Origin of the sequence: Streptomyces sp. SID4985, assembly GCF_009863025.1 — a bacterium.
GTDB lineage: Bacteria > Actinomycetota > Actinomycetes > Streptomycetales > Streptomycetaceae > Streptomyces.
Genome location: NZ_WWIR01000300.1, coordinates 1 through 6,236, shown reverse-complemented (window position 1 = coordinate 6,236; position 6,236 = coordinate 1). Strand labels below are relative to the sequence as shown.

Annotated in this window: 4 protein-coding genes and 1 pseudogene; 4 read left to right on the top strand and 1 reads right to left on the bottom strand. The window is 73.4% G+C overall.

All coding sequences use genetic code 11. The features are described 5' to 3' along the window. Positions 1–704 (bottom strand): annotated as a pseudogene (locus GTW40_RS12360) (asparagine synthase); the annotation flags it as partial. A gap of 756 nt (positions 705–1,460) precedes the next feature. On the opposite strand from GTW40_RS12360, the gene GTW40_RS12355 reads away from it, so the two are divergent. The 4 genes from GTW40_RS12355 to GTW40_RS12340 form a co-directional block, all read left to right on the top strand. Then, positions 1,461–2,885 carry an MFS transporter gene (locus GTW40_RS12355; RefSeq protein WP_161180219.1) on the top strand — a complete coding sequence of 475 codons (1,425 nt, stop codon included), beginning with the start codon at positions 1,461–1,463 and terminating at the stop codon, positions 2,883–2,885. 60 nt (positions 2,886–2,945) lie between these two features. Next, positions 2,946–4,163 carry an L-2-hydroxyglutarate oxidase gene (gene lhgO / locus GTW40_RS12350; RefSeq protein WP_161180218.1) on the top strand — a complete coding sequence of 406 codons (1,218 nt, stop codon included), beginning with the start codon at positions 2,946–2,948 and terminating at the stop codon, positions 4,161–4,163. A gap of 96 nt (positions 4,164–4,259) precedes the next feature. After that, positions 4,260–5,090, top strand: a complete 831-nt coding sequence (trmB, locus tag GTW40_RS12345; protein WP_161180217.1) for a tRNA (guanosine(46)-N7)-methyltransferase TrmB — start codon at positions 4,260–4,262, stop codon at positions 5,088–5,090. A 72-nt stretch (positions 5,091–5,162) separates the two neighbouring features. Then, a partial coding sequence (locus tag GTW40_RS12340) for a PrsW family intramembrane metalloprotease (RefSeq protein WP_161180216.1) occupies positions 5,163–6,236 on the top strand: 1,074 nt, incomplete at its 3' end.

The window sequence follows — 6,236 nt, the reverse complement described above, 5'->3', positions numbered from 1 at the left end:
GGCGCGGCGAGCCGGACCCGTACCGCCTCGATCAGGGCGTCGCGCACGGCGTCCACGGCGTGGGCCGGGTCGGCCGGGGGCGCGGCGACGGCGAGGGAGGCGACCGGCTCGTACCCGGTGATCTCGCGCGCCCCGGCGCGCAGGATCAGCGCGTGCCCCGGCGGAACGCGGCGTACGCCCTCGTACGGCGTGGTGTCGCGCAGCGCGGCCGGGACGTCGGGGGCGGCGAGCAGGGAGGCGAGGTGGCCGAAGTCGAGGTTGGCCTCGGTGAGGTCGGCCAGCGGCAGGGCGGCCGTGGCGTAGGAGGTGCCGCCGTTCCAGGGGGCGTGGAAGACGGGGCGGGCGCCCGCGAGGTCGCCGCAGACGGTGATCCGGCGGCCGGCCTGGACGACGGCGGTGTAGCTGCCGGGCCAGGCGGTCAGATGCCGGAGCGCGCCCCCGCGCGCGGTGAACAGTCCCCGGCGCAGTTCGTCGTCGGAGGCGCCGCAGATGCCGAGGACGGCGATGCGGTTCTGTGCGTCGCCCTGGACCACGCGCACCTCGTCGGGGCGCCAGTCGCCGACCGCCCACAGCGGGTCGGGGCCGCCCCACAGCAGCTGGGAGCCGACCGGGTGCGGGGTCTCGTCGTCGTATCCGGAGGGGTCCACGGCGCCGGGTCCGAGGCCGCCCGTCGCGGCGCTGCTCCACCCGACCAACCACCGCATCGACGCCTCCACAGGCTGTGGACAATCAGTGCACCGCACGAACCGGACCCATGCTGCCATGAAGAACGCGCGGGAGAGGGGCGGCGGCGCCGCCTTCGCGCAGGAGAAACCTGAGCGAAACGGCGTACGGGGGTGGGCCATTGGCGCAGGAGGGCAGAGTGGCACCGGCGCGGGACGGCCGAACGGCCCTGTCGGCAACTCCCTGGGAACACAGGGCGTATGCGATGCGAATGCGCCCCGCTTCACTCCCCGAAAACCACCTGTGCGCCCTCAACTGCTCTGGTGAGAGCGGGGTTCGGCGGTCCCGGAGGAGGGCGGTTTTCGGCCAATTCGTGGGCGGCGTACGGAGGTTGAGCACGCTCCGTACAGAGCCGCGCGGAGCCCTGCGACCCGATGGCCGCGCACAGTCCGGGAGGCGGGCATCGCCTCCCGGACCGGTCCGCCACCCGCGGGGATGAAGGTGGCGGTGTCCCCCAGCCCACTGGATTCAGTACAGCGGGCCGACCCACGCGACTCCCATGGAACCGCTCCCGAGGTGGCCGGAGAAGAGCGCACGGACAGGCGCACGGCCACACGGCCGGGGGCACGCCGCGACAGGGTGTGCACGGTGCGTACAGGGCCGTACTCGCGTACGGACCGCAATCGCGCCATCCGGAACAATGCCCCTTAACGCTTGGGATGCGGCGAACTACGCTGTGTTTACGAATGCCGCGTGGTTATGCCAGCGGGGCAGCCGTCTGTGTCGAGGGGTGGCGCATGTCCAGGGAGCAACGCGGGCCGAACGAGAAACTCGGCGCCGTTCTCGCCCTCGCGGGAATCAGCAACGCGGGACTCGCGCGGCGGGTCAACGACCTAGGGGCCCAACGGGGGTTGACCCTTCGCTACGACAAGACGTCGGTGGCGCGCTGGGTTTCGAAGGGCATGGTGCCCCAAGGTGCGGCACCGCACCTGATCGCGGCCGCGATCGGCCAGAAGCTCGGCCGGCCGGTGCCGCTGCACGAGATCGGCCTGGCGGACGCCGACCCGGCGCCCGAGGTCGGCCTCGCCTTCCCGCGCGACGTGGGCCAGGCGGTGAAGTCGGCCACGGATCTGTACCGGTTGGACCTGGCGGGACGCCGGGCCGGGTCCGGCGGCATCTGGCAGTCGCTGGCGGGCTCCTTCGCCGTGAGCGCCTATGCCACGCCCGCGTCCCGATGGCTGATAACCCCCGCCGACAGCTCGGTGGAACGCGAGGCGGCCTCGGCCGAGGGCGTCGGCGCACCGATCAAAGTCGGCCACAGCGATGTGCGCAAACTGCGGGAGGCGGCCGAGGACGCCAGGCGCTGGGACTCCAAGTACGGCGGCGGCGACTGGCGTTCGTCCATGGTCCCGGAGTGCCTGCGCGTGGAGGCCGCGCCGCTGCTGCTCGGCTCCTACTCCGACGAGGTGGGCCGCGCCCTGTTCGGCGCGGGTGCCGAACTGACCCGGCTCGCGGGCTGGATGGCCTTCGACACCGGCCAGCAGGAGGCCGCCCAGCGGTACTACATCCAGGCGCTGCGGCTGGCCCGCGCGGCCGCCGACGTGCCGCTCGGCGGCTATGTGCTGGCCTCCATGTCCCTCCAGGCCACCTACCGGGGCTTCGGCGACGAGGGCGTGGACCTCGCCCAGGCCGCCCTGGAGCGCAACCGGGGCCTGGCCACCGCCCGCACGATGAGCTTCTTCCGGCTGGTCGAGGCGAGAGCACACGCGCGCGCGGGCGACGCCCAGGCCGCGGGCGCCGCGCTGAAGTCGGCCGAGGGCTGGCTTGAGCGGTCCCGGGAGGGCGACAACGACCCGTCCTGGCTCGGCTTCTACGGCTACGACCGCTTCGCCGCCGACGCCGCCGAGTGCTACCGCGACCTGAAGGCACCCCGCCAGGTCCGCCGCTTCACCGAGCAGGCCCTGTCCAAGCCGACCGAGGAGTTCGTGCGCTCGCACGGGCTGCGCCTGGTCGTCTCGGCGGTGGCCGAGCTGGAGTCCGGCAACCTGGACGCGGCCTGCGAGCAGGGCGTGCGCGCGGTGGAGGTGGCCGGGCGGATCTCCTCGGCGCGCACCACCGAGTACGTCAAGGACCTGCTGCACCGCCTGGAGCCGTACGGCGACGAGCCGCGCGTGGTGGAGCTGCGCGAGCGGGCCAGGCCGCTGCTGATGACCCCGGCGTAATCCTCTGTCGGCCGCGTTTGAAGCCGTTGTCAGTGGCGCAGTGCACTATCGAGTCGGGAGGTGGTGCAGGTGCGGACGGGCGCGTACGACTGCGATGTGCTGGTGGTCGGTGGCGGCATCGTCGGGCTGTCGACGGCGTACGCGATCACCCGCGCCGCGCCGGGTACGCGCGTGACGGTGCTGGAGAAGGAGCCAGGCCCGGCCCGGCACCAGACCGGGCGCAACAGCGGGGTGATCCACAGCGGGATCTACTACCGCCCCGGCTCCCTGAAGGCGCGGTACGCGGTCCGGGGCGCGGCCGAGATGGTCAAGTTCTGCGCGGAGTACGGCATCCCGCACGCGGTGACCGGCAAGCTGATCGTCGCCACCGAGCGCTCCGAGCTGCCCCGGCTGCATGCCCTGGTGCAGCGCGGCCGGGAGAACGGCATCACGGTGCGGGAGCTGGGCGCCGCCCAGATCGCGGAGTACGAGCCGGAGGTGCGCGGCCTGGCCGCCATCCACGTCGGCACGACCGGCGTGTGCGACTACGGCGCCGTCGCGCGTCAGCTGGCGCGCGCCTCCGGTGCCGAGATCCGCTACGGCGCGCGGGTCGTGCGGGTGGACCGGCGCCCGGAGCGTGGCGTGGCCGTGCTGACCTCGGCCGGCCAGGTGGTGCGCGCCCGCGTCCTGGTGAACTGCGCGGGGCTGTACTCCGACGAGGTGGCCCGTCTCGCCGGTGACGAGCCGGACGTCCGCATCGTGCCGTTCCGCGGGGAGTACTGGGAGCTGGCCCGGCCCGAGCTGGTGCGGGGCCTGGTCTATCCGGTGCCGGACCCGGCGTTCCCGTTCCTCGGGGTGCATCTGACCCGGGGCATCGACGGCGAGGTCCACATCGGCCCGAACGCGGTCCCGGCACTCGCGCGCGAGGGGTACGGCTGGGGTGTCGTGCGCCCCCGCGAGCTGGTGGGCACCCTCGCCTGGCCCGGCGCGTGGGCGCTGGCCCGGCGGCACTGGCTCTACGGCGCCGGTGAGCTGCGCCGCTCGGTGTCCAAGGGCGCGTTCCTGAAGGCGGTGCGGCGGCTGGTGCCCGCCGTCGGGGAGACGGACCTGGTGCGGGCCCCGGCCGGGGTGCGGGCGCAGGCGGTGGCCCGGGACGGCTCCCTGGTGGACGACTTCCTGCTGCGCGAGGCACCCCGCACGATCCACGTGCTGAACGCCCCGTCCCCGGCGGCCACGGCCTCCCTGCCGATCGGCCGCGAGGTGGCGGCCCGGGCACTGGCGATGCTGGGCGAGGCGTGACCCGGCCCACGGGTCCGGCCCGCCGTACGGGCGTGACCCGTCACACGAGGAGAGCAGAGGGAGAGCCCCCGTCGACCGCCTAAAATCGGATGCACTGTGTCTGACTTCGTGAACGCCCCCGCAGCCGAGCGACCCGCCACCGACGGGTCGTCCGTTCCGCTGTCCGCCCGGACCTCCCGGGACAAGGGGGAGCCCCGCTTCCCGGGCGGCCCCCAGGCCGATCCGGCCGGGTCGCACTTCGAGCGGCGCATCCGCAGCTTCCAGCCGCGCCGGAGCCGGGTGACCACCGGCCAGGCCGACGCCCTGGAGCGGCTGTGGCCGCGATGGGGCATGGACATCGACGGTCAGCGGGTCGTCGACCTCGCGGAGCTGTTCGGGAACACCAACCCGGTCGTGCTGGAGATCGGCTTCGGCATGGGCGAGGCGACGGCGCAGATGGCGGCCGCTGCTCCCGACGTCAACATCCTCGCGGTGGACGTGCACACCCCCGGCCAGGGCAATCTGCTGAACCTGGCCGACCAGAACGGTCTGACCAACGTCCGGGTCGGCAACGGCGACGCGATCATCCTGCTCCGCGAGATGCTCGCGCCCGACTCCCTCGACGGTCTGCGCGTCTACTTCCCCGACCCGTGGCCCAAGAAGCGGCACCACAAGCGGCGGCTGATCCAGCCCGCGTTCCTGAGCCTGGCCGCGACCCGGCTCGCGCCCGGCGCGGTCGTGCACTGCGCGACCGACTGGGAGCCGTACGCCGAGCAGATGCTCGAGGTCCTCTCGGCGCACCCGGACTTCGAGAACACCCAGGCGGCGGGCGGTTTCGCACCGCGTCCCGCGTTCCGGCCGCTGACCCGTTTCGAGGGCCAGGGACTGGACAAGGGTCATGTCGTGAACGATCTTCTTTTCCGCCGCGTACCTCACCGGCAGCCGTAGGCCCGACCGGTCGTCCCGCCGGGCCCGTATTTCCCGACGGCCCGCCGTCGGGTCACCGTTAGGGTCGATGCCGTGGCCACCAGTTCTCCCCTTCCGACCGCCCGGGACCACTCCGGACGCCATCACCATCCGCACTGGTGGCAGCGCCGCTGGGTGCGGTACGGCGCGCTGAGCACACTGCTCGCGCTGTCCGGACTGGTCATCCTCGCGCTGGTGCGGCTGCAGACCGGGCCCGAGGGGTTCCTGGTGGGCATCGGGCTGGCGGTGCTTCCGGTGCCGTGGCTGATAGCCGCGTTCCGCTGGCTGGACCGGGTGGAGCCGGGCCCCTGGCGGAACCTGGTCTTCGCGTTCGCCTGGGGCGCCTGCGCGGCCGCGCTCATCGCCATCGTCGCCAACAGCTTCGCGACCCACTGGATCGCCACGGCCGCCGCCGACCCGGACGAGGCCGACACCCTGGGCGCCACACTGATCGCGCCGATCGTGGAGGAGTCCGCGAAGGGCGCCGCCGTACTGCTGGTCTTCCTCTTCCGCAGACGCGACTTCACCGGCATCGTGGACGGCGTGGTGATCGCCGGGACCACCGCGACCGGCTTCGCGTTCACCGAGAACATCCTCTACCTGGGCACCGCCTTCGGCGAGGACCGGGTCACCGGCGCCGGTGCCATCGTCTCGGTCACCGCCGCCACCTTCTTCGTCCGCGTGGTGATGTCGCCGTTCGCGCACCCGCTGTTCACCGTGTGCACGGGCATCGGCTTCGGCCTGCGCGCGCTCGCGGCGCCCGGGCAGCGGGTGCGGCGCGTGCTGTTCCCGGTCGGCGGGCTGCTGCTGGCGATGTCCCTGCACGGCCTGTGGAACGGCTCGGCGTCCTTCGGCCAGTTCGGCTTCCTCTTCGTCTACGCCGGTTTCATGGTGCCCGCGTTCGGCCTGCTGACCTGGCTCGCGGTCTGGACCCGGCAGAACGAACTGCGCACCGTGCGCGAGGAGTTGCCGACCTATGTGTTCGCCGGGTGGCTCGGCCCGGCGGAGCCGTTCGTGCTCGGTTCGATGCGGGCGCGCCGGGTGGCCCGCGACTACGCCCGGCACCACCTCGGCGGCCGCCCCGCCGCCCGCGCGGTCGCGCGGTACGAGGCGTACGCCACCTCGCTC

What these genes read in the sequence shown, in the direction of transcription:
- GTW40_RS12355 (WP_161180219.1), top strand. Translation starts at nt 1,461, where the DNA reads ATGTCCAGGGAGCAACGCGGGCCGAACGAGAAACTCGGCGCCGTTCTC.